The organism is Vibrio sp. SCSIO 43132 (assembly GCF_019904195.1).
GTDB classification, from domain to species: Bacteria; Pseudomonadota; Gammaproteobacteria; order Enterobacterales; family Vibrionaceae; genus Vibrio; species Vibrio nigripulchritudo.
Window position 1 is genome coordinate 2,662,375 of the sequence record NZ_CP063199.1, and the last position, 25,745, is coordinate 2,688,119.

The window sequence follows — 25,745 nt, forward strand, 5'->3', positions numbered from 1 at the left end:
ATACAAAGAGACACTGGAAATGGAACGTTTCGCTTTAGCTCAGTTTGCTTTTCTTCATGATTCGATTTGGAAACCAAGATTCCGAATGCATCTGCCTATGACTGTTTTATTTTCACTCCTCTTTTCTTTTTACTGTCAGGCTTCAGATAAGAACCAGCAATTCACAATTGGGTTAGCCACTTGGGGAGGTTATGAAAGCAGCGTCGCAGGATTTAAAGACGGCATCGCAGAATTTGGTCTGGTAGAAGGAAAAAACCTTACGTTGATCACTGGCGATCCGGGAACGCGAGAAGAACAAAAACAAAACAGTACTCTGAAGCTAAAAGAGGCTCGCCCCGATCTGGTTTTTTCTGTCACCACAACAGGGACTACACTGGTAAAAAAACTGTTGCCTGCCAGCACACCTATCGTTTTTTCAGTGGTCACCTACCCTGCCGATTCCGGTTTGATTGAGTCCTTTGAATATTCAGGAAACAATCTGGTTGGAACCAGCAATTATGTCTCCAACAAACACTATGTGACGCTGCTGAAAAAGCTGCTGCCCAATACCCAGAGAATCGCCATATTTCACCGAGATGGCGAGCCTAACTCTAAGATTCAGGCAGCGAACATGCTCCGCCTTCTAAAGCGAGAAAACATAGAAGCCAATATCATTTCTGTAGAAAGTATCCCCCAACTTACCGGGCTTGCGCAGCAATACGCCGGGCGAGTCGATGCGTTTATGACAACCACAGACACTCTGATGCAGTCTGGTGGTGAAGAAGCACTCATTAAGGTGTCACACGAATTCAAGGTGCCGATATTAAGCTCCAACAAATCCGGGATTCTGAAAGGTTCGACTTTTGGACCTGTCGCCGACTTCTATACCCTTGGCAAAATCGCGGGGCGCAAAGCCGGGCAAATATTAATCAATAACACTCCCCCAACTCAGTTGTCCTCTGAGTTACAGGAACCCCCGCAGTTTCTGGTGAACCGAAAAGCCATGCAACTTCTGAACATCCGCATTCCTGATGATATTGGTGACATGGTCACCTGGGTTTCAGAATGAAGCTGACCACCAAAGTTGTTCTCACCGTCATCTCTACCCTGAGTATGCTTATGGCTGCTATGGGCTACCTGCTCGTATCCAGCACCAAGCAAGACATGTCGGAGCGGTTGTTCAATGAGATGACCATTGACTCGAAATATGCACTAAACGCGCTCAACAACAGCATTGAGAATAACGTTGCCATTGCGCAGGTTATTGCCCGAAACCGAGATATCGCCAAAGCGCTGGATTTGCTGGAAAACCGGGGAATCAATCAGATTCTTAACGATCAGCTCGAAGTCTATCCCTTCATTAACTACATTCTGGTGCTGGATGAAGAAAACACGGTGTTTGCCACGACAACTCGGGATCATCAGGGCAAGAAGATTAACGGAGAAAAACTGCTGCTTGAGAGTGTTCATTCTCATCCGATGTACAAAGAGTCTGACGGCACAAAAACTGTGATTGGCGAGGTAATGTTGGATCCCTATCTTCCCGAGCTTGGACTGGATCAGCATTTATCCCAATGGTTTATTGCGCACATACAAGTCAGAGGAAAAACCTTTGGCAAGGTTGTCATTTCAGCTAACTGGACCGAAATTGCTTATAACCTGTTAAGTGAAGTAACCCGCTCTATAACCAGTGCAGGACGGCCATTGGAGCTGCTTTTGCTTACAGACATCCAAGACAAAATTTACGCTTCATATTCGCAAATGGGTGCGCTTCCACCCAGGTATCAGACCGGGCAGATTTATCAGCCAGAAGAACAGCATTTAATAACCAGCCAGCCCCTCGCAAGAACCAATGCGGTGATCAAAGCCATCGTTGTTTACAACAAAGATTCAGCGTTTCAGCCCATTTACGAATCTAACCATTTTGTACTGTTCTCTTTTTTTGTAGGCAGCGTGGTGATTGCCATTGTTATCGTCATCCTGTTGCGAAATCTGGTTCTGCACCGGCTTGCCGTATTGCATCAAGCTGCTAATCAGATTGGTCAGGGTGATTTGAACGTCAATATTCCTAATCTGGGCACCGATGAACTCGCACAGCTAGGGAATGCCATCAATGGCATGGTCAATGGATTGCAGGCGAAGACAACCTCTATAGAACGTCTGAATGAAGAAATATTCGCCCGAAAAGCGGCATTAAAAGAAAAAGAAATCAAAGACATTCAACTGGCAGAAGCCAACAAATACATTCGTGGTATCAGTGACAACGCTCCTCAGCTTTTTTCTTATGTCGATAAAGATCTGCACTATCGATTTGTGAACAAAGCTTATCAGGACTGGTTTGGCATACCAGAATCAGAAATCCTCAATCAACACGTTAAGATCGTACTCGGGGAAACGATTTTCAACGAGGTTTATCCTTTCGTACAACAAGCACTGGAAGGAAACAAAAATCAGTTTGAAAGCCACATGTCGGTTGGCATCGGGCAGGAAAAACACATTCGGGCAACGTACATTCCCGATATTGTCGATGATGAAGTCGCAGGGATCTTTGTTTCGGTTGAAGACATTACCAACATCAAAGAGTCGGAAATCAAACTTAAAGCGACACTCTCCCTGATGGAGACCATTCTGCACTCAGCAGACAACGGCTTGCTGGTCACCGACAGGCATGGCAATTACCTGAAAATGAATCAGCAGTTCTGCGCAATGTGGCAGTTACCTAATCAATACTTAGATGAAGGTGGCTCGCTGAGTTTCATTTCTCATGTTCGTGATCAGCTTGTTGATCCCGCCTCTTTTACACTGTCGCCGGAGCAATTGTCATCTGGCAGCCTGGAACGTTCGTTTGACACTCTCGACTTAAGAAGCGGGCGGGTGATAGAGCGTATTTCTCACCCAATGTTGCAAGAAGGTGCGCTGGTTGGTCGGGTTTGGAGCTTCAGGGACATAACCGACCAAATTGAGCATGAAAAAACCATTGTAGATGCCAAAAACAAAGCCGAAGAAGCCGCCGTTGCTAAGAGCGAGTTCCTTGCCAATATGAGCCATGAAATCCGTACGCCAATGAATGGCGTTCTGGGCATGCTGGAACTCCTGAGCCAAACCGCATTAGAAGAAGAGCAAGTACGGCAATTGGGTCTCGCGATGTCCAGTGCAAAATCATTGCTCACCATCATTAACGACATACTGGATTTCTCCAAGATAGATGCAGGCAAGCTTGATCTGGAAGAGGTGAATTTTGACCTGTTAGAACTGTTTGAACACATAAAAGAAATCCACCAGCTCAAAGCCACTCAGAAAGCACTGCTTTTCGACATCGACACCCAAGGCATAAGCACTCAAAACGTAAAAGGTGATCCAACACGCCTCAGCCAGATACTGAACAATCTGACCAGCAACGCATTTAAATTTACCTCTGAAGGCAGTGTGCAAGTCAAAGCCTGGGTTGACACCCAAAACGAGGAAACGTTACAGCTTCACTGTTCAATCAAGGACACAGGTATTGGCATAAAACAGGAGCAGCTTGCAGGATTGTTCGATGCTTTCACTCAAGCAGACACATCAACCACCAGAAAGTTTGGTGGCACTGGGCTGGGGCTTTCCATCACACGGCAATTGTGCAGATTGATGGATGGAGAAATCCGAGTAGAAAGTCACTGGGGCAAAGGCTCGACTTTCCATTTCTCTGTCGTGCTTCGACACGGTGAAATCACAGAAGAGACAACGGACACACACAATAATAACGAGGTTCCAGATGAGAACCTGCATGCAACGTCAAAGGAATCCAGAATGCAGAATTTATCAGAAAATCGAATTTTGTTGGTTGAAGACAATGACATCAACCAGATCGTTGCACAGGGCATGTTGGAAAACATCGGAATTCAATCTGATATTGCGGGCAATGGAATTGAGGCTTTAGAGGCGTTGAACCAGCCAGCCAGCGCTTACCAGCTCATCTTAATGGATTGCCAGATGCCTGAGATGGATGGCTATGAAGCAACAATGGCAATTCGTGATGGAGAAGGCGGAAAGCAGTACAGAGGTATCCCTATTATTGCAATGACTGCCAATGCCATGAAAGGCGACATGGAAAAATGCCTCGCCGCCGGAATGAGTGATTACATCAGTAAACCAGTCAACCCTGATAGTCTGGAAGAAGTATTGTCTAAATGGCTTAGCCATGCGTCTTCACTTACATACACTGAAGAATCCAGTGAACCGGATATGGACGAGAAAGACGCAGAGCTGGGGCGTGTATGGGATAAAAGCGATGCGATGGAGCGGGTCTACCATGACGACATGGCATTGAACGTGGTCATCAGCGCGTTTGTGGAAGAAGCGCCCGATCAAATTGAGCAATTGATTGAAGCGATCAGCGCGGATAACGTTGAAGACATAAAAATTCACTCGCACACTCTGAAAGGAACCAGCAGCTTGATTGGGGCTCAGAGGTTCAGTTCGGTGATGGATGAAATCGAACAACACGTAAAAACTGAAAACAGTGCCCCTGATGCGGCAATCATATCTCGTATTTCAAGCCAGCAGGAGTTGCTGTTTACCAAGCTAAACCAGTACCTAAACTGACCTATTTCCTACCTGTAGCTAATTTCCATGAAGCCTTTCTGTACAAGGCTTTACGACGAAGTTAATGCGAATAATTCTCATGTAAAATGATAACCTAGTCAGAAGGGTTTTGTGCCGTTATAATTCCCGCCTCCTAACGCTGAGGTTAAAAAATGCACAACACACCAACTCCTATCAACCAATATCCAAAATACTGGGCAGAGTGCTACGGCGTCGCCCCATTTCTTCCCACCAGCAGGAAAGAAATGGATGCACTTGGATGGGACAGTTGCGACATCATCATTGTGACGGGCGACGCGTATGTCGATCACCCAAGTTTTGGTATGGCAATCATCGGTCGCCTGCTTGAATCACAAGGTTTCCGTGTTGGCATTTTGGCACAGCCAGAGTGGAAGGATAAATCCGCTTTTATGGAGTTAGGAAAACCTAACCTGTTTTTCGGTGTTACTGCGGGCAACATGGACTCCATGATCAACCGTTACACCGCCGACAAAAAACTTCGCCACGACGACGCATATACTCCTAATAACGAAGGCGGAAAACGCCCCGACCGCGCAACACTGGTGTATTCACAACGCTGCCGCGAAGCTTATAAAGATGCACCGATCGTTCTGGGTGGTATTGAAGCCAGCCTTAGACGCATTGCACACTACGATTACTGGTCTGACAAAGTTCGTCGCTCGGTTTTGTTTGATGCCAAAGCCGATATACTGCTGTTCGGTAATGCAGAGCGTGCCTTGGTAGAAGTCGCGCACCGCATCGCAAATGGTGAGGACATCACCACATTAACCAACATTCGAGGCACGGCGGTGAACCTGCCAGCTGCGCCTGAACATTTCAAAGTCATCGACTCTTCCCGAATCGAAAAACCCGGTAAGGCATTTGTACCTACCAATCCGTATCAGGTTGAAACTCAGTGCGAGACGAAACCGAAAGAGGAAGAGAAAGCCAAGGTTGTCGCCGTTCAGCCATCACGACACGATGCCAAAACGACCGCAGTTCGCATACCGCCGTTTGAGAAGCTGAAAAACGATCGCATTCTGTACGCCCATGCCAGCCGAATCATGCACCTGGAAACCAACCCGTACTCGGGTCGTGCACTCATCCAAAAGCATGGTGACCGTGAGCTTTGGGTTAACCAGGCGCCAATTCCTCTTACCACCGAGGAGATGGACTTTGTGTTCGGGTTGCCATATGCACGTGTCCCGCACCCGATGTATGGCAAAGCAAAAATTCCGGCTTATGACATGATCAAGACATCGGTCAATATCATGCGTGGTTGTTTTGGTGGCTGCTCTTTCTGTTCCATCACTGAGCACGAAGGTCGAATCATTCAGAACCGTTCTAAAGAATCGATCATCAATGAGCTGGAAGAGATTCGCGATAAAGTACCGGGCTTTACTGGCACCATCTCTGACCTTGGTGGTCCGACGGCCAACATGTACCGACTAGGCTGCTCTGATCCTAAGGCAGAAATTAACTGTCGTCGCCCATCATGTGTGTTCCCGGGAATTTGCCACAAGCTGGATACCGACCACAAGCACACCATTGACCTGTATCGCGAAGCAAGACAGGTAAAAGGCATCAAGAAAGTGATGATCGCCTCTGGTGTGCGTTACGATCTGGCTATTGAGTCTCCTGAGTATGTGAAAGAGCTGGTCACTCACCATGTAGGGGGTTATCTGAAGATTGCTCCTGAACATACCGAAAAAGGACCTCTGGACAAAATGATGAAGCCGGGCATGGGCACCTATGACCGCTTCAAAGAAATGTTCGAAAAATACAGCAAAGAAGCAGGTAAAAAGCAGTACCTGATCCCCTATTTCATTGCTGCCCACCCGGGTACAGAAGAGGAAGACATGGTCAACCTGGCGTTGTGGTTAAAAGCCAACAACTTCGAGTGCGATCAGGTTCAGAACTTCTACCCTTCTCCGATGTGTAACGCCACGTCTATGTACTATTCGGAAACCAACCCGCTCAAGCGAGTGAAGTACAAACAGCGTGAGGATGTTCCCGTTGCCAAGGGTGAAAAGCAACGCCGCCTTCACAAAGCCCTGTTGCGTTATCACGATCCGGCAAACTGGCCAATGATTCGGGAAGCTCTGATATCCATGGGTAAGAAACATCTTATCGGTGACAAACCGGGTTGCCTGATCCCTACTGAAGACGTGGATTCGAAAACGCCAGCACAGCGCAGACGTTCTGGTCGCCACGGAGCGAATCGCTTTGCAACAAAACACACGAAAAACCAGCCGGATATTCGTAAAGACCAGGCTCGCAAAGAACAGTCACGTAAAGGAAAAGCGCAGAAAGAAGACTCCAGAGGGCAAGGGAAACATAAACCAAAAGGGAACAACAAACCTAAACACAAGCAGAGAAGCCGAGCTTAGGGTCTGTTGACCTTAAATTTATTCCAATAAAAATGCGACCAAGTCCAATTCTGTTAAGTTCTAAGCTTGTTTGTCGGCAAACACCCACTTGGAACTCAGGAAGTAGTTGCTAAACATTCCCACCAGAATACCTGCCACAAGGGCAACAAATGGCATATATCCTTGTTCGCCAAATATGGCAATCACCAGTTTGAACACACCTAGGTTAGGAATGGCAGAAAAAGCGGCCGCGACCATGTGTTTTTGCCACTGTTTTGCCTTGTCGGTTTTCTCGCGATCACCAAATGTGAGCGTACGGTTGCCCAGCCAGGTTGCCGTCGCAGCCACAATAAAGGCAATCACCCTAGCTGCAAAAATCGGAGTTTCAATGACATACAGAAAGAGCGCAAACACAGCGGTATCGACAACAAAGCCGATACCACCGACAAACGCAAATTTAAACAGACGATGCTGAAAAATTACTGGCATAGGTAACGAGAACGCTTAGGTGACGCCACTTCAAACGTACAGCTTAGATTGTGCCTTTCGACAAACCCTTCAATACGTTCGTTAGGGCCAATAATGTAGTAGCCGTTTTCATGCCCCTTTAGCTGGTCCATATTGTGAAGACGCTTGGCTTGACCAAAGCTGTAGTACTGACCAGAGAATGGACGACCACCTTCCACATAGAAAGTCGGCTTAGAATGATCCACATCGACAAACAACATCTTGTCGCTTCGCTCATTACCTGTTTTAAACATCACCACGCAGATCGCAATGATCAGGATGATAGGTGAAATGTAAGACGTAAAGGTAAACCAGTTGAAGTTGAACGCTTTATCCCTGAACAGGAACGCGATCCCAGCAACCAGAATGGCAGCACCCGCAACATAGTAGATGATTGCATCGTTCTTAAGCTCTGTTGCGACGTAAACAGAAACCGCGGTAATCACGAGACCGGTGATCGCTAAGAACTTAAAGAACGTGACTTTGTAGCTGACTTTGCTTTCCGTCAGATACGCGACCAATAGAGCGAACGCTGGCATCCCCGGCAGAACGTAAGTCGCCAGAATGTTTCCTGAGAAAGTAAACAGAATGAGTGGCGACAGCACCCAGAACAGCAGGAAGACAAACACACCCGGAAGTTCAGACAGCTTCTCTTTCAATCGGGTAAAGCGGAACACCGCAAGCAAAGGCAAAACCACAGACCAAGGTAATGCTGCCAGCATCAGAAACAGCCAGATCATACCGCGTGGTTCGTCGTGTGCGTTACCGTAACGGTCACCTTCCCAACCACTGACTAAGAACCGGTTAAAGTGCTCACCAACAATGAAATACTCAAGGAACCCTGGGTTCGCCTGTTCCGCCATGATGTACCAAGGGAACGAAATCACGCACATCAGAACCAGACCACCCACAATTGGGATGCGTTTCCAAAGCTGAACGAAAGCACCAACGAAACCATGTTGAATCACTAGGAATGGCAGTATAGAAAGGCCCATCAGAACAATCGCCATCGGGCCTTTAGAAAGCAGCGCCAGCCCTAAACCAATGAAGCCAATGTAGCCCCAGATTCGTTCGCCCCGCCAACTAAAGAAGAAGCCGATCATGGCAAGCGTTAAAGAGAACGTGAGCGCCATATCGGTCATAACAGCGCCAGAAGAGATAGAGAAAACCGGAATGGTAGCCATTACTACCGCAGTTTTAAGTGGGTCGATGCCTACTCGTTTAGCGAAGAAGCAACCTAATGCGATAGTCATGACGCCAACAACCCAGTGAGGGAATCGCACTGCAAACTCTGACACACCGAAAACTTCAATACCCACGGCACTTAGCCATGTAAACATAGGCGGTTTGCCTAAAAATGGCTCGTCGTAATCGAACATAGGTGTCAACCAGTTGCCTGTTTCCACCATAATTCGAGCCTGTTCGCCGTATCTCGCTTCAGTTGTATCCATTAATGGCATGATGCCAAGAGACACAAGCCTGATTAGCAAGGCTGCTCCCAGCAAAAACCATAAATGTTTGGAAGTTAGCTTCACTTCTCTACCTCTATTAATTCAAATGCCCTACCCTGAGATATACAAAACTTGGGTAAGTTCATTCTTTTATATGATTGAATTCGAATCCCTAAACCTGCTCAATGACACACAAAAACACTATCGCCTGACTCAAACAAAAAGAGTAAGGCTTGTAGAAACTCAGTTTTACTGCAGATGTAGGTCTAAACCGTGCGGTCGATATCGCACGAAGGCAGCATTATATACCCAAGTCACTTTAAGATGCAGTATTCAGAAAGAAAATGTTACGCCTAGGAAACGATGACCTGAATTTGCCGAATCTTCCCTAAAAATTGGTAAGATTGCTTTTTTACTTAGCTGCTTACCTCAATGAAACTCTCTGCCAGCCCGGTCACATACCATCAGTTCGAACACATTCCCTTTTACCTAAAAAGAGACGAGCTTCTGCACCCCCAATTTAGTGGCAACAAAGCACGAAAATTCATGAAGTTGCTAGAAGAAGAACAGCAAGGCATTAGCACGCTCATCGGATACGGCTCTGTACAGGCAAACTCACTGTATTCACTTGCAGCACTAGCCAATCTAAAAGGCTGGAAGCTGGAATACTATGTTGACCATATTCCAAGTTATGTGGCGGAAAACCCGAAGGGAAACTATCGCGCAGCTCTTGAGCTTGGTGCCTCTATCATTGACCTGAGCAAGCAACCCAACCCGAACGGGCTTAACTGTGAAAGTTACATTCACGAGATAAGAAAGCCCGATGAAAAGTGTTTATTCATACCCGAAGGTGGCAGATGCGAATTGGCAGAGTATGGTGTAAAGAAACTAGCAGAAGAAATAGTCACATGGAAGCAAGAACAAAATATTAAAAAGCTCACCGTCGCACTGCCATCCGGAACAGGCACAACATCGCTCTACCTTCAAAAGCACTTAAAGCCACACGACATCCAAGTGTTGACCTGCGCCTGCGTAGGTGGAAACGACTATTTAAAACAGCAATGGCAATCACTTCAAGAACCCAGCCTTCCCGCCATTCTCGATCCAGGAAAAAAGCACCATTTCGGCAAACTCTACCAAACAGATTTTGAAATTTGGAAAAAGCTAAAAACACAAACCGATGTGGAATTTGACCTACTCTACGACCCACTGATGTGGCGATGCTTAATGCAAGAGTACACACAGGAAAAGCACGGGACACTACTCTACATTCACCAAGGTGGGTTACTCGGTAACGAAACTATGTTGCCTAGGTACTTGAGGAAGTTTAGGTAGTGAATGCCGAAAAGTAAAAAAGACGCCCAAAGGCGTCTTAAGTGAGAGCTTTAACGCATTCTTGCAAGATATTGATAAATAATACTAATTAACAATTATCCAATAAAAAAGCATTACTTTTAGCAAAGGTTCAGCGCTTAGACTTTCCGTTATCCTGCCGAATAGCATATTTCCCTTCCAACATCCAAAGAAAAAAGTCGTTCCTTATGTTTAAAATCACCCAGTCATGAAGGGAGATTTAAAAACTAAAACAGAGTCCGACTCTGTCAAAACGATACACAGTTAATGCTCTGTATCTTTCCACTTATCTTTTAGCTTCGGATGCGTTCTATAATCAACCACCTCCTGAGAGGCTTCAATCATTTCATCTTCGCCTTTTTTTTCTTGGGCAATTTTACGTTTCTCTTCTAGTCTTTCAGTTAAAAGTTTTGGCAGAGAAATGAATGCAGCCCCAAACGCCATTTTCCCTAAATCATAGATTCCACTTTCAATATATGTTCTAAAACTTTCGTCTCCAGCTATTTGGACAGCATAGGCTGTAAACTCATCAAGTACACTGCCTTGCCGTGCTTCTTTAAGAGCCCAAACAATGCCACTTTTACCCTCATCGTATAAAGGCAGCCCAAGCCCTTTGGTAACAAGCTCAAGCTCAGTTAAAGCAATGAGTGAGGTGTCCAAGATCTGCGAAGATACGATCCCAAGCTCTTTTAACTCATTAAAACATCCGGTAGTAAGTAATGACGCCGGGTTATCTTCGTACGGTAAATCAGTCCTGAACGTAATAGAGCCTAACTCTTGGGCATTTTCTAGTTCGCATATCTGTGAGGCTCGATAAAGCTTTTTATCACCAAACTTCAATGGCAACGGCACTAAGTTTTGATTGTTTTGTAGTGAATCTGCAGTATCAACACGGTTGAACACTTCCGACTGTTCAAAGATAAACGCTCTTAGGTGCTTATCAATGAGCATATTCATTTTAAACGGGGGAATCGCTCTTCCTTCCAACTGCTCAAAGAACGCTTTCGCTTTATCTCTGTTTACCGTGGATTTAAGGGTATCAAAACGCCCAAAACGGTTAAGGTTTTCTTCATCGATCACGCTATTGATGAGTTGTAGCAACAGGTCTTTGTCTAACCCTAGCGCATTCACAATACCATCGACGCGGGCACGCTCTGCTTGGTTTTGATAGCGATTAATGTAATCTCTAAAGCTATTGCCTTCACTAAGGCGAGCGTCACCACGCTGCAAGTCATTTAAAAACAACCTAGCATATCGCTGCTCTTCTTGTGTGAGGGATGAGAATGACTGATGTAGCTCGTTAAGCGTCCGCTCTGTCTCCTCTGCGCTAACACCACTACTCAAAACTCGTAAATAACGCTCGAATCGGCTATTCATGTAATCCGAATCGATTCGACCCGTATCAATTTCAGTCAAATAGCCCACGATATCGAATGGAATATCTGATTGTGAGCCGCTAGGGTCGCGCTCGCTTTGGCTTGCCAGTTCTCGGTATCGCAGAGCCAAACCAAGATACACTTGCTCACCACACTCTAGTGAGTCGTCTGTCCAATCTAGACCTTGAATTTTCGCTGCTTCAAGGTGTTTGTTGAAATCACGATATAGTGCTGCAAACTTCGCACAGGCTTCATCATCCCTTGGCAGACACTCAAAATCTTGAACACCTGCATTGTTAAATACGGATTGGATTTCAGCAAAGATTTCATTCATCGCCTCAATGTTGCTTTCTAACTTATCCACGAACAAACCCAAAGGTTTATCTCCAGAATAGAGCTTCACTGCCTCATCAATATGGCGTTCCATCGTGTCTGGGTAGCGATAATAACGAATAGTGCCATGCGGCTTGTCTGGTCCAAACAGACGGTTGGTGCGTGAGAAAGCTTGGATAATGTTCTGGTATTTGATCACCTTGTCTAAATAGAGCGTGTTCACCCATTTAGAGTCAAAACCCGTCAACATCTGGTCAACCACTATCATCAAATCAAGCTGTTTCTCTGGCTCTTTATGGATGCCTTCATACGGCTTCTTGTGCGACATCCGCGCCGCCATATCTTGCTTGAACTTGGCGTGACGGCCGAAGTCGAAGTCTAGACCAAACTTCGCGTTGTAATCCGCCATGATCTCTTCGAGACCATCCGCCTTAAAGGTTGGGCCGCGTTCTGCGCAGCCATCCACACTATTTTCCCCTTCATTGTTGATGTTAGGGTCAAACAGCGCCGACACTTTGAGCTCAGGTTTGGCTGCTTTGAATCGACGATAGTAATCGATCGCTTCCGCAATACTGCTGGTTGCCAAAATGGCATGAAATTTACTAGCTTGGCTTAATACTTCCCACTGCTCAATGATATCTGCGACGACTTGTTCTTGATGCGTATCCGTTTCATATTGAGCTTTCGGTACATAGTCTTCAATGCCTTTTTCATAACGATCATCAGGCAACGCTATCCCTGCCAGCGGTACATCGTTCATAAAGTGGTTAAATTTTTTCTTCTTTTTTGGGTCTGCCATTGCCTCAGAGACAGTTTGCGCTTTGGCTTGCTGCAAAGCAACCGCTTGCCTTAATTCCCGCTCTTTGAAAGTGCGTATTTTGTATGGGTCAAAACCCAACACATTTTTATCGCGGATACCATCGGCAAGGCTATAGCGGTGCAGCTCATCGCCAAAAATATCGGGGGTGGTAGTGCCCTTTATCTCATTTTCACCCTGAATCGGTGTACCAGTGAAGCCAAAAAACACCGCCTTAGGGAAGGTTTTTTTGATGATGGTTAGCATGTCACCAAACGTTGAACGGTGCGCCTCATCAATAATAAACACCATGCGCTTTTCACGAATGATATCAATATCCTCAGAGTTGCTGGCGGTACCTTGGTCGTCGACCGCTTCAAAGATATTGCTCATTTTTTGAATTGAGCTAACAATCAATGTCTCTTTCGGGTCTGAGCTTTTTAGCTTAGTGACCAACACATCAGTGTTTTCGGTGGCTTGCACCTCTTCCCTGTCATCGGCAAAGTTGCGGTACTCTTTGAGTGACTGCGTACCAAGCTCGATGCGATCCATCAAGAACACCACTTTGTCGGCATCACGAGATTGGGCAATTAACTGAGCAGACTTGAAGCTGGTCATGGTTTTACCTGAACCCGTGGTATGCCAAACATAACCACCAAGCCGATCAGCATTCGAGTTAATCTGTCGCCATTTAGTTTTCGCGACCTTATCAGAGATAGCATTAGCGGCGTAGTATTGATAGCTACGCATCACCTTGAGCACCCCATCGGTATTATCCGCTACGGTGTAAAAACCTATCAACTGATGCGCCATAGGAATCGAAAGCAGTTTCGACGCTACCTCTTTCCAGTGATTGATTGGATCATTGTTCATATTGCCCCAATTAAATTGGTAATCAGGGTTGAACTTGCCATCGGCACCTGGGTTGGTGAAATACTTCGACTCTTCTGGCTGCATGGCAACAAACACTTGCACCAGTGAGAACAAACCACTAAAGATCCCCTCTTTGGAGTACTTCTCTATTTGGTTCACCGCTTGGCTGACAGGAATGCCACTGCGTTTTAACTCAATGTGGAACACAGGCATACCGTTGATCAGCAGCATAATGTCACCACGGCGATCATTACGCAGTGGGCTGCCACGCTCAAACTTAGGTTGCTGCACGATTTGATAACGGCTTTGCCCTGCTGCTATCTCTTGTCTGTCGTAGATCTTTAAGCTGACTTCTTTGCCCAAATGTTCTGGGTCATTTTCGTTGTCGCGCTTAATCGCCACGGTTTTACCGTTAATAAACCCATTGAGCTTAAACGGAGTTTTAAGCTCTTTGATTTGTTCGATGATCTGCTGCATCTCGCCGTTCGTCAGCGGCACATCGTTGAGGCGGTCACGTTGGCGGTTATTCTCAAATAAAATGTTTGCCCAGTTTTGTAACAAGTCGGCTTCGGTTTTGTTTTTAAGAACCTCGCGCTCCCAACCTTTATCAATCAATACCTCGATAAAGGCTTGTTCAAAATCCGCTTCTCTTTTAAAAATGGTCATCGGCTATCCTTGTTACACGAACATTTTATCTAAGCATGCTTGCTTGATGTTTTTGAGTTTAGTGATTTGGTGCTTGTGTTGATTAATTAACAAACCGAGATTTTGGAAATAATCACCAATTTTGATTTGTTCTTCTTGCTGTTCAGGAAAGCACACCGGCAACTCTCTAAAATCTTGAACACCTAAAGATTTACGAGTTGAACCTGTCGTTTTGTTATCTACTCGACCTTTAAAAACACTCGTATTCATGTAACCCTTTAGGTAAGGAGAATACAATGTAACCGGCTTAACAATCGCCATCGTTGGTGAATAGGTATACTCGCGATCTACATTACTTGATAGATCAATAATCTTCCCGATAGAGGCAACACGCCCATAAGCAAAATCCCCTACTTCAACCTGATACCTTTGTCGATGCTCACCATAAATATGATAAGGAACAATTCTCACGTTCTTAAAGTCAACATGTCCATTCTCAGCAACATCACCAATACCAATAAAAGGAACTCCATTCGCTACAGCATCAGGTGCTCGATGGCTTGGATGCGGATCTATAACATGTGCAATTTTTGATAGCGACGTGGTGGTCCAATTCCCAGTAAACCCATCAAAACGAATTTCAGGCACACTTTCACCCGCCTTTGGAAACATTTTTTCTAGCATGGCTTTTTTCAGGTTGGTGAGTTTGTCGTGTTTTTGTTGGTGTTGGTTAATCAGAGTGTCGAGCTTTTGGAAGTAGTTGCCAAGATCACCCTGTTCTTCTCTATCACAGTAACTAATAGGCGTAGTCTTTGCTTGAGAAATAGTGTAATGCCCAATAGTTCCGATATGCGAAATGCTTTTTAGATAGTTTCTGAATGGACGACTAGCAAAAAACGTGTAAAGAAAATGCCCATCCATCTTGTGATTGTTTTTCAACCACAACAAGTCAGCATCTTTAAAATACAATGGGGCATCATTTTTTACCAAAAACGGGATACCTATAGAGCCCCCACCTGTAATGAGAAGATCTCCACGCTGAATCTTACCTATTTTATTAGTAAGCTGCTCATACAGCTCATAAGAAATGAAAGCCTGTGTATTAGCTTGATCTTTGTAGATGGAAACCACATCGCTAGTTCTATAAAACGGAACACCATGGTTCGTCCATTGCTCTTTATGCACACGGGCTGCGGAGCCTACACTAATTAACTCGCCCAAATCGCTTTTAACCCAGTCCGCCTTGTATTTTTCAAAGCGAATTTCAGGTACGTTTTTAGTCATACTCATATTACTCGCCCTTCAGCAACTTAGTCAGTTCCGCTAAGCCCTGCATATCAAACTCATCGCCTGTTAATTGGCTCATCATCTCTGCTAGCTCATTTTCTGAAGTTTGAATCTCACTCGCTACTTGGGAATAGGTCACAGCGTATTTGTCTGCAAGTGCTTGTACCTTAATGGTTAAGCGGTTAACGACTGCGGTTGGCATAGCGGTTAGCGCCTCAGACAGAGGTGTGATCCACTTGAGTGCTAGCAAATTGTTCACCTGGTCATTGGACAGATTTTCTATTGTCCGCTTGGTATTGATATGTAGCTGTAGAGCTTTCTCTTTGTTATCCGCTTTTAGCTCCGCTTGCTCATCAAGTAACTGACTTGCCTTAACCACTTTGCCTTCAATCGTTTCAGGATCAAAGCTAAACTTTGCACGTAGCATTTTGAGGTGGGCATTTACTTTACCTTTGGCATAAGTGCCGTTTTTGCTGGCTTCCATTTCATGCCATTGAACCTGCGGATACTCTGCAATAAATGCTAACTTTTCGTCCACCTTGGCTTTGTTATCAAGTAACGCAATATACTTATTGAGAGCGTCTATCTCTTCAGAATGAATGCTTAGATAGGCATCTATTACCGCTTGACCTAGTTCGGCTTTAGCAAAAGCATCATTATTGTCATTCAGTACAGAATCGTCTTCTTCCTTGAAATACTCAATAAGTTCATCGATAGTCGAAACAACCTCACTGAGGTTGTCTTCTTGCAGTTTTAGCTCGTTTAAATCATCAATCAGATAGGTTTTTTGCACTAATTCAAACGGCATAATGTGGCCTTTCCAACCGTCTTGTACTTCGGTCTCTTTGCCTTTGACTTTCTTGATGGTCATATTCGGGTCAACCTGCTTGGTAGCATCAAACCCTTCTGTTTGCATCATTTCAAGGTCGGCACTAATGATTTGCCACTGGTCACTAAGCAACTGGTAGGCTTGGTATTTATCTATCAACGCAATTGGCTGCATGCGTTCAAACAGATCGACACTCAATTGCGCTTGTTGTTGGTTACGGTTAACGCTTTCCCAACCCTCAATTAAGGTGGTGTTTAGGTACTCATCAAAGCCATCGAACGCTTGGTTGTATGTCTGTATAAACGCAAGCAGTTGCGGATGCTGTGCAATGGTAGTTTGCACTTGGCTCTTCTCAACCGCCAACTCGCTGTAGTCGGATGATTTTGCGCTAAACAACGCATCATGAAGCTCTGGCAATACATCCCAGTACTCCTTCAGGGCGGCTATTTCTCGGTTTGGAATACCGCCTAGCATGGTCGCATGAAGATCCCACGTTTCAGCCGCGGGTGATGAATCCACATAGCGCGGAATATTAAGGTTGTACTCGTTATCTTGAATGGTTTTCTTGCTCACCACTTTCGAGAACTTGTCATTATCTTGGCGATGAATCACAGCATCGGTGATGCGCTTGATGTCTGAGTCTTGCAGTTTGTTGTTTTTGCCTTCTTTCACAAAGTGTTTTGAGGCATCCACAATCAATACGTCGTTGTTTTCACGCTTCTGCTTGAGCACCAAAATCACAGTTGGGATGCCCGTACCAAAGAAGATGTTGGCTGGTAAGCCGATGATGGCATCAATATGGTTGTTCTCGATCAGTTGCTTGCGGATCTCGCCCTCTTCACCACCACGGAAAAGTACACCGTGTGGCAGTACAATGGTCATAATGCCATCTGGCTTGAGGTGGTATAAGTCATGCAATAGAAACGCAAAGTCAGCTTTAGTTTTTGGTGCTAGGCCAAAGCGTGCGTAACGTGGATCATTCTCTTTGTTTTCTGGGTCCCACTTTTGTGAATACGGCGGGTTAGAGACCACTGCATCCACATACAGAGGTTGATAAGACTCTTGTGGGTTGCTTTCATCAAAGTATGGCCAGTCATCTTCTAGCGTATCGCCGTTACGGGTGGTGATGTTATCTGGCAAAATACCACGCATGATCAGGTTCATACGGGTTAAGTTGTAAGTGCTTTGCTTGAGCTCTTGAGCGTAATATTTGATGTCATCTTTGCTCTTAGCGTATTTGGCCACTGAGCTACCGATGTTAATCAACAATGAGCCCGAACCACTGGTTGGATCGTAAATCTCAATCTCATCTTTATGTTTGAGCTCGTGCGCTGTGATTTCAGACATCAATAGCGAGACTTCATGCGGCGTGTAGAACTCACCCGCTTTTTTGCCCGCATTGGCGGCAAACTTTTCGATCAGGTATTCATAAATGTAACCCAGCACATCATAGCCAAGGTTACCCGTCATCGGGATGGCTTTAATGAGGTGAAGCAAGTCGCTGATTGCTTTGGTTCGCTTGCCAGAAGTTTCACCCAGTTTGCTTAACCCCGTTTCTAACGTGGTGAAGATCCCTTCAAACAGTTTTTTATGTTTTTTATTGATCAAACGGTTAAAGGCTGACAACGCATCACGAACATTCGACTCGTCAAACTCTGTGCTTGAATCCACCCAAGTTGAGAATAAGTTATCATAGGCAATGAAATACCCTTTTTCTCTTCGGATATAGTCCACTGTTTCTGTGTCATCTTCGACCAATGCCTTGATGTCATCTTGTGTCATCCCTTGTTCGACAAGGAAGCTCACTTGGGTATCGCTCAGATATTTATAGAAAATGAAGCCTAAGATGTAGTCTTTGTATTCGTTAGCTTCGATTTTTGAACGCATCTGGTTGGCTGATTCCCAGATTTTTGCTGCGAGTTGTTGTTTGTTCATTCGCAAATTTTCCTAATTCTTAAGTAAAGCGTAAACATTCTGTTTAATGGTTTACGCTTCAAAAAACTCTTCGTCTATTTTCTTCAGGTGTAACACTTGCTCATCTCGGCTACCAATGTTGTATCGCAACATCAACTTAGCCAACTCTTGACCGTTAATAAGCACAATGTGCATACCTAAATCTTTAGCCGTTTGTGAGGCAGAGGATGTAAAATCGGAAGTGGTAATGAAGATACCCTTTTGCGCTTTCTTTAAGTTCAGTGCCCCAAAGAAATCCCGTATTTCACTAGACCCTACATTGTTACCCTCTGCATAACGCTTTGCCTGTATGTAAACCTGATCTACACCTAGAGGATCCTGGTTAATGACTCCATCAATACCGTTATCTCCACTTCTTCCAAGTGTATGAGCCATCCCTTCATCACTTCCGCCATAGCCCATAGCTAGTAGCAGGTCGATCAATAGTTGCTCAAAGAAGGCTGGAGATACTTTACGTGTTCGAGACAAGATGTCTGAGGCTAACGCGTCGTTAATCTGTTTGTAAGCAGCTCTTAGCACTTCATCAGGTGTCGCGTCATTATCAGACACTGTTGTCTCTTCGACTTTGTCTGAATCACCGTTCTTTTGCTTAGTGAACGCATTGAAGTCATCAAACCGTTTTAGGTATTGGTTATTAATCTCTTCACCGCTGTTTAGAGCTTCTTTCCCCAAGTCCGTTATCACGAAATGACCACGCCTTGTTGAATCCAGGAGCCCTGCTTTCGCTAGATAGGTTTTGGCCCATCCAACTCGGTTAGTGAAAGCTGCTTGTCGTCCACTAGGGAGAAGTTCCGCTCTCTCGCCTTCTGACAGATTGAATTGCTCCGCTAGCAAGTCTACAACGTTGCTAAGCTTAACTTCTTCATTCTTCGCAGCCACTAACACTGGCTTCATTAAATCTTGATAACTTGGAAGCACAATACACCCTAACCATTCTGACGTTTTACAACCGTAATATACATTAAAATACAATCAGTTATCTTGATATTTACAACATTTATTTAGATTTACCTGCTAACCCAATTATCAATGCGCCCAAAGCCGCCCCCGCGATAAAAGTGCCTACTTTATTTCCACCCTCTGCTTTAGCTTTTGTAGCATTGCCTCTCGGTTGAGCTTGAACTTCTACCTGTTCACTTTGTTTAAGGTTGTTCACCGTGTTCACAACAGAATTGAAAAGTTCGTCTGGAGGAATACCAAGAGCTTTGGCACATTCAAACATCTGGTCAACAGAGAATGTTGACTTTCCAGACTCCAAACGGCTGTAACTGGCTTGCGAAAGACCCATTTTTTCAGCCAACACGCTCTGCTCAACCCCTAGCTCTTTACGCTTATTTGCGACAACCACACCCAGAATTGATGAGTATGAAACCATTTTATCTTGCATTTTCACCACCAATAACAAAAAAACACTTGATCACTTAAGTGCATATGTATAAATTAAGTGCATTAATATACGTTTTACGTATCTTAATCCCATTATTGAATGCACTTACTTTAAGTCAGAAAGAGGAAATTATGAAGAATAAACTCAGCATCGGTGATCTACTTTATCGTTCAAAACTTTTCGTGGAGCATGCTGGAATCTATCTAGGTAAAGGACGAGTGCTTCACAACTCTCCAGATGGAAACGTACAGGTTTGTACCATTGAAGCTTACGCCGATGGAAAACCTATAAAAGTAGTTTTAAGTCATCTAAGTGAAGAAAAGAAAAATCAACTGTTTAACCAAGCAGAGCAGTTGCTCAAGAAAGCAAAAAAATATGGAGTGCTAGACAATAATTGTGAGCACCTAGTTTCTAGCGTGCTGTATGGCAAGCCCTCAAGCGAGCAGTTGCAAGCGGCAGGTCTTGGTGCTGTAGCAGGTTTGCTGTTTGCTCACTTAAACCAATCGAAGAATTCACCATGGTATGTACTTGCCTTTGGTTTTATTGGGTGTGTGGCTGTCAACGCCACTCGCAAATACGATTATGTAATATAGATGGTGAGGAGCTACTGAACAAAAAAACCTTTAGGCTATGGAATCTGTCTATATCAGGTACAAACTCAAACCGAATAAGAACTAAGAAACGAAAAAGCCCCAGCATTTTTGCTGGGGCTTCGAATGTGGCGGTGAGTGAGAGATTCGAACTCTCGATACGTTGCCGTATACACACTTTCCAGGCGTGCTCCTTCAGCCACTCGGACAACTCACCGAATTGTTGTTGAACTTTGCGTCTCAACGGGGCGCTAATTTAATGATTATGCGGTTGAGGGTCAAGTGCTTATCAGAAAAAAAAATGTATTTTTATGTCTGTTCGCTCAGAAATTAGCTAAAACACTCATTTTCCATACAGTTTGTATGATTTTAAACCCGTTGAGCATAACCCGGTACACGGAACCATTTACGGCAATTATCTAAGAAGTAGCCATACAGAACGCCCAAGCCACAAGATACTACGGCGTTACTTGCAACTGCTGTCAGAATTTGGTCGGTCGAGGCGCCAACAAACCAAAGAATGGCGGCATAAACTGGTGATTGGAATAAAACGTACGCAACGACATCTGAAATACGCTTCATTAGCTCTCCGGTATGGATACGACCACCTTGGTTCAATACCCAATCACGGAATACGCCATATGGCCAGGCTATGGCAATGTTTACCGGTATCGAAAGCGTTCTGGATTGCAAAGACTGTTCAAATGTCATTCCAGATATAAAAATCTCAATCAGCATGCCGACGACAAAACTGAACACCACCATTGCAAATGTATCCGCCGCAGCGTGGCGAATGCAAAAAGGCGCTTTCGAACTCATTACCTTACCTTTAAAGAACTAATAACTAGAATATTATTAAAAATACAAACGAGAAATCTAGATAAATGCATTTTAACTAGATAATAAGGCTATTAAATCACGAATTATTTAGTTTTATATTTCAAATTTTTATTTTTGTTGTAAATTTACAACTAGGTTATGTTCGAAAGTTAGAGATTTTCACTGGCATGAAAGCTTTTAGGCTTAAACCATACCAACATGAAGGGTTAAGATGTAAAAAAGCCAAGCTTTTGCTTGGCTTAGGATGTTGATTTGTTGTTAATTTACAGAATTAATCAGCCAAACTGAGTGTCAGCACGTTTATGTCGTCTTCTGAAGGGACATTGTTCCCTTCAAGTGCTACCGAGATCTTATCTATGGCTTCGCGCTCTTCGTTGTTAAATTTATTCCTGTCTTGGCTAACAATGACCTTGAGTATGCCTTTTGCTTTTTCAAAGTCCTGGTTATCCAGCGATACATAAAGGTCTACTAGAAGCTTCTCATTGTTCGAGGATTGAGGCTCTCGAGTGGATGAGTGGCTAGCGTGTGGCAATGAACGCATTAATCGATCAGAGAACTTTATTAATACGTCATCCAATTCTCTTTCATCTATTGGCTTGGCAAGGATGTGGTCTGCCCCGGCTTTTAGCATCTTTTCTCTGGTTTCTTTAAATACATCTGCCGTACAGCCAAGAATCAGACCTTTTGAAGAAGGGTGACTTAAGTTTCGGATCCGTTCTGTCGCCTCGATTCCATCCATCACTGGCATGTGGTTATCCATCAGAACCAAATCAAATGTGCATTGCGAAAGAATATCGACGGCTTTGGCTCCATCTACCACACTGGTTGTCTCAAAGCCTTTACTGCGCAGGAACGCATCCATGATCATGGTATTGGTTCTGTTATCTTCAACGATAAGGGCGGTTAAGCCATTACAATCGAACTTCTGATGCACTGTATCCTGAGTGTTTTCAGGCTCGCATACGTCTGCTTGCAGACTCACAAAAAAGCTTGAACCTATGCCCTCTTCACTTTTTACCGTAATATTGCCGCCCATTCCCTGAACAATCTTCTGTGTAATCGCCAGCCCTAACCCAGTACCACCAAATCGGCGAGTAGTGCTGGATTCCGCCTGTTCAAAAGGTTTGAAGATTTTCTCTTGAGCCGACTTGGAGATGCCTATTCCGGTGTCTCTGACCTGAATGGACAAGTACACTTTACCATCCCGCTCATACTCGTTGAGATATACCTCCACAAAGCCCCGGGAGGTAAATTTGATGGCATTGTTCAGTAAATTGAAGAGTATTTGCCTCATTCTTGCTTTGTCGGCGTTATACCAACGCTCGGTTGGTACTTCACTGTACACTTTGAAGCTTAACCCTTTTTCTGTTGCCAAGGTGTAGTAAACACTGTTGATACTGCCGATGATACTGGAGAGTGGGAATGGTGAAGGATCCAGTTCCAGTTTGCCCTGCTCTATTTTGGAGAAATCCAGAATCTCGTTAAGCAAGGTCATCATGTGTTCGCCTGAGTCATACAAACTGTGCAGAAGCTTTTTCTGATGATCGTTCAGATCGGTTTTCGCCAGAATTTGTGCCGTGCCTAACACACCATTCATTGGGGTACGGATTTCATGAGATAAGGTTGCCAGGAATGCGGATTTTGCTTTGGTAGAAGCCTGCGCTTTGACTTTTTCTTCCTGTAAGTAAATGGTGTTGTGGTTGAAGCTGTCTATCAGGTGACGGATTTCATCGTTACTTCTGTAATCCATATCGATGATACCGCTGGTGGTTGAATCAGAAACCTTATCTGCAATCACCACGATAGGACGAATCAGGTACCGATTGATCATGTAATAGCCGATCATCACGCAGGCTAATAAGAACGGAGCAATGATGAATTCTAAACTCATCACCAGCTCGAATGTCTCTTCCGCTACCAAACGTTTCGAATTCACAACATCTATTTCCCAGTTGTAGGTACCAAATTTCAACTGAGAAATATAAATATTTTTAGAGAGGAGAAAGTTGTGTTCGGTGATAGACGTTCCGTTCTGATCTCTTATCAAGACACCGATGTCGTACTGATTGGCGTGGTTCTGAACGTATTTGATCAGCTCGGAGAGTGAAATATCAATGGTCGCTACCCCCTGAACCTTGCCATTTTTAAAGTAAGGGGTTGATGCAGTGATCATTTGGACATGGGTGTAGGGATCAATGTAAACATCAGACCAAGACACTTGTTGAGGCTGTATATTAATGGCAGACGTATACCAAGGCTCGATATTGTATCCACCGGATTCAGGGTTGTTCCATGAATGGATAAGGTCAACGCCGCCTTCTATGTTCTTGTTATAGAAAAGACTGTTTAACCGTATGTTTGGATCTATCAGATAAGGCTCTGGCCAGATTCCACCGCTGACGATCATATTGGTGCTTTGAGCTATCATGATTGGTAGAAGAGTTTTGAGCTCACCATACTCGCCCGTTGCTTCGCCTATAGCTGCAATGCTATGCAGTAACCCCAAAGAACCGTTAAGCGATTCATCTAAACTTGTAGCCAGAAGCTCGGTTCTCAAATCGAGGTTTTTCTGAAGCTTGCTTTTAATCGGGTATTCCACCACAACATAGGTAATACTGCCTACTGTCGCGATGAAAAAACAGAGGTACAAACCCAAAGCGATGATACTTTTCTTTTTTAGTGAAGATTTGATCGCCATAATCTTAGCCAACAATGCACATATTAAAAAACCTAGATCTTAGTATGGTATTCATCAAGTCTTTTTCCACTTACTTGAGCTTGTTACAATAGCGGGATAACACTTTACAGGAACTTGTTTTGACTTTAACAGAATTGCTCGCTTTACCTGAAATGGAAGGCAAAATTTTAAATGAATACCAGATCCGTGGATTTGTTACTTCCATGGCTGCAGCACCGAACGTTATCGATCCTGCTGAATGGCTGGCATTTTTATGGGGTGGTGAAGAAACAGCGCCTTTTTCAGCGCATGAGCAACTTGAAGCGTTTGCAAACCAAGTCATCAACATCTGGAATGATGCTCGCCCTCAACTTCTGGAAGGTAGCTGGCAGTGGCCAGAAGGCTGCGCTCTGGATGAAGAGGAGATCGTAAACCAACAAGCACGCGACTTCACAGAAGGTCTGCTTCAAGGCTGGGGAGTATCACGTGATGACTGGGAAACATTGATGCCGGAAGACAGCGAAGATAACGCGCTTTTAGGTGGCGTTATTTTGTCTATGAGCATGCTTTACGATCCGGAAACCGCGATTACGACTCTTGCTCAACAAGGTATTGAAGGTCTTGAACAATTTGAAGAAATCTTCAACGCCCTTCCAGTCATGCTTTGTGGTTTAACTCAGCGCGGCGTAACGCTGGCAGAAAGCCAATAAGATAACCTCAAAACAAAAATGCCGCGATATTTTCGCGGCATTTCTATTTGAATTGGTTTCAGTTATTAAGCGTTACCTTTCACCTGCATATTGAGCTGCTCGGCAAAATCCAGCATTCTGTTCAAAGGAATCAAGGACTTCACACGCACCTCTTCGTCCACAAATATTTCATGCTCTTCCCCACCTTCAATCAGGGCTTTCTCAATAGCCGCTAATCCGTTCATTGCCATCCAAGGACAGTGAGCACAGCTACGGCATGTAGCCCCCGCACCTGCGGTTGGAGCTTCAATCAGTTCTTTTTCAGGAACCAATTGCTGCATTTTAAAGAAGATGCCTTTGTCTGTTGCCACAATCATTTGCTGATGAGGTAGCTCTTTGGCAGACTTAATTAACTGACTGGTAGACCCAACGGCATCCGCAAGCTCTACTACGCTTGCTGGCGACTCCGGGTGAACCAGAATGGCAGCGTCAGGATAAAGGTTCTTCATTTTTCTGAGCGCATCGGCAGAGAATTCATCATGAACAATACACTCGCCTTGCCATAACAGCATGTCTGCTCCGGTCTTATTGGCAATGTAAGAACCCAGGTGACGATCTGGTCCCCAAATTATAGGCTTGTCTTCTGCGTCTAGGTGCTCAACGATTTCAAGAGCGATACTGGATGTCACTACCCAGTCAGCACGTGCCTTTACTGCTGCCGACGTATTCGCGTACACCACAACAGTATGGTCAGGGTGAGCGTCGCAGAATTCGGTGAATTTGTCTGACGGACAGCCCAAGTCGAGTGAACATTCTGCTTCCATATTCGGCATGAGAATGCGTTTTTCTGGTGTCAGAATCTTAGCGGATTCACCCATAAAGCGAACACCACCAATAATGAGGGTACTTGCTGGGTGGCGGTTACCAAACTTTGCCATCTCCAGTGAATCACCTACGAAACCGCCCGTATCTTCCGCGAGGGCCTGAATTTCAGGATCGGTGTAATAATGTGCAATCAATACCGCGTCTTTTTCCTTCAACAACTTTTTAATATTGTTTATGTGTTGTTGTTTTTGGTCACCAGTAAGTGGAACAGGCTTTGGAGGAAAAGGGTAAACGGTCTCGATAGTGTCTAAAATGTGGCTCATTGCTCTTGCTCTACGCAACTTCCAAGTAATCCGGGTATTGTATACCCAAACGACTTCG

At 44.6% G+C, this 25,745-nt stretch carries 16 protein-coding genes and 1 tRNA gene; 6 read left to right on the forward strand and 11 right to left on the reverse strand.

What is annotated here, in order from left to right; translation table 11 throughout:
- Window positions 1-19: 19 nt before the first annotated feature.
- The 3 genes from INR79_RS11860 (at window position 20) to INR79_RS11870 (ending at window position 6,953) form a co-directional block, all read left to right on the forward strand.
- Window positions 20-1,048, forward strand: a complete 1,029-nt coding sequence (locus INR79_RS11860) for an ABC transporter substrate-binding protein (protein WP_223094381.1) — start codon at window positions 20-22, stop codon at window positions 1,046-1,048.
- Window positions 1,045-4,563: an ATP-binding protein gene (locus tag INR79_RS11865; protein WP_223094383.1), complete on the forward strand. Its 3,519-nt coding sequence runs from the start codon at window positions 1,045-1,047 to the stop codon at window positions 4,561-4,563. Before INR79_RS11860 ends, INR79_RS11865 begins: the two co-directional genes overlap by 4 nt.
- Before the next feature lie 152 nt (window positions 4,564-4,715).
- Window positions 4,716-6,953, forward strand: coding sequence for a YgiQ family radical SAM protein (locus INR79_RS11870; RefSeq protein ID WP_223094385.1), 2,238 nt, complete (start codon window positions 4,716-4,718; stop codon window positions 6,951-6,953).
- Window positions 6,954-7,013: 60 nt separating this feature from the next.
- On the opposite strand, the gene INR79_RS11875 is transcribed toward INR79_RS11870, so the two are convergent.
- Both INR79_RS11875 and INR79_RS11880 read right to left on the reverse strand, forming a co-directional pair.
- On the reverse strand, window positions 7,014-7,421 hold the full coding sequence (locus tag INR79_RS11875) for a GtrA family protein (RefSeq protein ID WP_022611040.1): 408 nt from the start codon (window positions 7,419-7,421) through the stop codon (window positions 7,014-7,016).
- A complete protein-coding gene (locus INR79_RS11880; protein ID WP_410482881.1) occupies window positions 7,412-8,974 on the reverse strand; it encodes an ArnT family glycosyltransferase in 1,563 nt (520 codons plus the stop codon). Before INR79_RS11880 ends, INR79_RS11875 begins: the two co-directional genes overlap by 10 nt.
- Window positions 8,975-9,322: 348 nt before the next feature.
- Between INR79_RS11880 and INR79_RS11885 the strand changes: the two genes are divergently transcribed.
- Complete coding sequence (locus tag INR79_RS11885) at window positions 9,323-10,225, forward strand: pyridoxal-phosphate dependent enzyme (RefSeq protein ID WP_223094387.1); 903 nt, start codon at window positions 9,323-9,325, stop codon at window positions 10,223-10,225.
- Between the two features lie 282 nt (window positions 10,226-10,507).
- Here the strand turns inward: INR79_RS11885 and INR79_RS11890 are convergent, their stop codons facing one another.
- The 5 genes from INR79_RS11890 to INR79_RS11910 all read right to left on the reverse strand — a co-directional run bounded on the left by INR79_RS11890 (window position 10,508) and on the right by INR79_RS11910 (window position 19,743).
- Window positions 10,508-14,287: a type I restriction endonuclease subunit R, EcoR124 family gene (locus tag INR79_RS11890; protein WP_223094389.1), complete on the reverse strand. Its 3,780-nt coding sequence runs from the start codon at window positions 14,285-14,287 to the stop codon at window positions 10,508-10,510.
- Window positions 14,288-14,299: 12 nt separating this feature from the next.
- Window positions 14,300-15,556 (reverse strand): restriction endonuclease subunit S, encoded by a 1,257-nt coding sequence (locus tag INR79_RS11895; protein ID WP_223094391.1) that lies wholly within the window; start codon window positions 15,554-15,556, stop codon window positions 14,300-14,302.
- 1 nt (window position 15,557) lies between these two features.
- Entirely contained in the window at window positions 15,558-18,317 is a 2,760-nt protein-coding gene (locus tag INR79_RS11900) for a type I restriction-modification system subunit M (RefSeq protein WP_223094393.1), read from the reverse strand.
- Between the two features lie 51 nt (window positions 18,318-18,368).
- On the reverse strand, window positions 18,369-19,274 hold the full coding sequence (locus INR79_RS11905) for a restriction endonuclease (protein WP_223097009.1): 906 nt from the start codon (window positions 19,272-19,274) through the stop codon (window positions 18,369-18,371).
- A gap of 79 nt (window positions 19,275-19,353) precedes the next feature.
- A complete protein-coding gene (locus INR79_RS11910) occupies window positions 19,354-19,743 on the reverse strand; it encodes a helix-turn-helix domain-containing protein (protein ID WP_223094395.1) in 390 nt (129 codons plus the stop codon).
- A gap of 44 nt (window positions 19,744-19,787) precedes the next feature.
- On the opposite strand from INR79_RS11910, the gene INR79_RS11915 reads away from it, so the two are divergent.
- Window positions 19,788-20,336 carry a lecithin retinol acyltransferase family protein gene (locus tag INR79_RS11915; RefSeq protein WP_223094397.1) on the forward strand — a complete coding sequence of 183 codons (549 nt, stop codon included), beginning with the start codon at window positions 19,788-19,790 and terminating at the stop codon, window positions 20,334-20,336.
- Window positions 20,337-20,462: 126 nt separating this feature from the next.
- Here the strand turns inward: INR79_RS11915 and INR79_RS11920 are convergent.
- From INR79_RS11920 to INR79_RS11930, 3 genes are all read right to left on the reverse strand, one after another.
- A tRNA-Ser gene (locus tag INR79_RS11920) sits at window positions 20,463-20,550 on the reverse strand.
- Window positions 20,551-20,702: 152 nt separating this feature from the next.
- The gene (locus tag INR79_RS11925; RefSeq protein ID WP_022599113.1) at window positions 20,703-21,152 is read right to left on the reverse strand and encodes an L-alanine exporter AlaE; all 450 of its coding nucleotides are present in this window, start codon (window positions 21,150-21,152) and stop codon (window positions 20,703-20,705) included.
- A 292-nt stretch (window positions 21,153-21,444) separates the two neighbouring features.
- Window positions 21,445-23,871, reverse strand: coding sequence for a hybrid sensor histidine kinase/response regulator (locus INR79_RS11930; protein ID WP_223094399.1), 2,427 nt, complete (start codon window positions 23,869-23,871; stop codon window positions 21,445-21,447).
- Between the two features lie 119 nt (window positions 23,872-23,990).
- On the opposite strand from INR79_RS11930, the gene INR79_RS11935 reads away from it, so the two are divergent.
- Window positions 23,991-24,560 carry a UPF0149 family protein gene (locus INR79_RS11935; protein ID WP_022590130.1) on the forward strand — a complete coding sequence of 190 codons (570 nt, stop codon included), beginning with the start codon at window positions 23,991-23,993 and terminating at the stop codon, window positions 24,558-24,560.
- Window positions 24,561-24,625: 65 nt separating this feature from the next.
- Here INR79_RS11935 and nadA read toward each other — a convergent pair whose 3' ends face one another.
- Window positions 24,626-25,687: a quinolinate synthase NadA gene (gene nadA, locus INR79_RS11940; RefSeq protein WP_022551117.1), complete on the reverse strand. Its 1,062-nt coding sequence runs from the start codon at window positions 25,685-25,687 to the stop codon at window positions 24,626-24,628.
- Between the last annotated feature and the right edge of the window lie 58 nt (window positions 25,688-25,745).